We start from the raw sequence: 2,205 nt of genomic DNA on the forward strand, positions 1-2,205 counted from the left end.
CATTGGGGGGTGGCAGGGGCTGGCGGGAGCGTAAGACGCGATAGCGGCTGGAGCCCGCCAGCCCCTGACACGTGGGCGGGCGGGGAATCCAAACGGGCCGGGCCGAGCCGCGGCGAACGAGCACGGGACGCGGTAGCGGCCCGCGCGCAGCGCCGCGGATCGGACCGGCGGTGCGCGCAGGGAAGCGCGCACACCTTTTGGCCCCCAGGGAGGGGGGCGGCGGCCATTTAACATAGCGCGGATTACGCGGGCGGGGATCAAGCCGGGCCAGGACGGCCCGGCCCCCGCCGGACAGGCAGGAGGCCTGCGCGTAATCCCGCGTTATGTTACATGGCCGCCCGAAGCCCCCTTGAGGGGGATGGGGGGTGATCCGCTTCGCCGCGGTAAGGCGATAGCCTTTCCGCGGCGAAGCGAAACCGGCTCCCGCTTGAGCGATAGCTGAAGCGGGCAATCGCGAGCCACGGACGGCGAGCGTGAGAAACAGGACCACCAGCGCCAAACGGAATCGGCCAGGGATAGGCCGGCGCAGCCCGGCGCGGCGCTTGCCCGGCCCTACACGGGGCGTGACTTGCGCCATGGACTGGCGGCGCGCCCCTTGCTGGGCCTTGCAAGCGCCGTGACGGGCGATCCGAGCGCGTCTTTGGGGTCCGGATGGCGCCGAGGTCTCCGACGTGATGGCGTGTCCGACAGCCACAGCGCGCGAGCCACGGACGGCGAGCCTGCCAAACAGGACCACCGACGCCGAACGGAACCGGCCAGGGAGAGGCCGACGCAGCCCGGCGCGGCGCTTGCCCAGCCCTGCACGGGGCGTGACTTGCGCCATGGACTGGCGGCGCGCCCCTTGCCGGGCTTTGCAAGCGCCGTGACGGGCGGTCCGAGCGCGTCTTCCGGGTCCGGATGGCTCCGAGGTCTCCGGCGCGGCGGCGCGTCCGACAGCCACCGTCACCCGTCCAGCTCTTCGTCTTCTTCGGCAGCTAAAGCGGTAAACAGCGCCTCCCGCTCCGCCTCCCGTCCATTCTCGCCGGCTCCCCGATCCACCTCCCGCCGCAGCTTCGCCGGATGGGTCGCCGCGTGAACCGCCTTGAGCTTCTCCACCGAGACGTGGGTGTAAATCTGCGTGGTCGCCAGATCGGCGTGCCCGAGCATCGCCTGAATGAACCGGGTGTCGGCGCCGTTATCCAGCATGTGGGTCGCCATCGCGTGACGAAACAGGTGGCAGCTTCCGGTCTTCTTGACCCCGGCCTGCTCCATGTAGTGCTTCACCTTCCTCGCCAGGGCGTCACGCGGCAGCGCCTCCCCGTAGTCGTTGAGAAACAGCGCCTCCTCATGCACGTTGAGCAGCAGTTGGGGGCGGCTCTCGTCGAGGTACTTCTCCACCCAGGCCAGGGCGCGTTCGCCGATGGGAATGATCCGGTCACGCAGTCCCTTGCCCTCGCGCACGATGACGATGGAGCGGTGCCGGTCGATGTCGTAGACCTTCAGCGCCGGCAGCTCCATCCGCCGCAGGCCGGTGGAGTACAGCGTCTCCAGCAGGGCGCGGTCGCGCAGACCGCCGAGGGTGGAGTGGTCCGGTTGGGCGAGGATGCTTTCCACCTCGGCGACACTCAGGATGTCGCGCGGCAGGCGCTTGGGCTGCTTCGGCAGCATCAGCTCCGAGGCGGGGTTGTAGAGCAGGTGGTTCTCCTGCGTCAGCCACTTAAAAAACGTCTTCACCGGCGCCAGCAGCGAGTGCTGGGTGCCGAGGGTGAGCGGCTGGCCGTTCTCCTTGCGGTAGTAGTAGAGATGACGCTGGTAACGCTCCAGGATCGGCTTGGTGATCTCCTGGGGCTGGTTCAGGGAACGCTCGTCGCACCACTCGATAAAACGGCGCAGGGCCACGTCGCGGCGGTTGATGGTGTCGGGGCTGTAGTTCTTGACGGTGAGCCATTCGAGGTGGCTCTCCAGGTAGGGCGCGATACCGTCGGGGTTCAGCGGCCGACTCCGTTCCCTGGCGGGTCTCGTCGTCGGCCCCGGCTTCCGGCGCAGCGCCATCAGTGCGGACCCTCGGCGGCTAGTGCGGAGATATGGCTACGATACGATTGGCTTTCCGCGTCGTGCCGGAATAGTGCTTTTTCGACGCTATCGCTGTCGGTGTCCCTGCATCCCTTGTCCTGGCTGGCTTTACGGCTGTTTTCGCCACCCTGACACCCCCCTGACTTGGGGCTG

1 protein-coding gene is annotated in these 2,205 nt (G+C 68.3%); it reads right to left on the reverse strand.

Going from position 1 to position 2,205, the window contains the following annotated elements:
- Positions 1–942 precede the first annotated feature (942 nt).
- Complete coding sequence (gene xerC / locus ACYQ2W_RS26030) at positions 943–2,031, reverse strand: site-specific tyrosine recombinase XerC (protein ID WP_459873949.1); 1,089 nt, start codon at positions 2,029–2,031, stop codon at positions 943–945.
- Positions 2,032–2,205: the final 174 nt, after the last annotated feature.

This window comes from Endothiovibrio diazotrophicus (genome assembly GCF_054657215.1).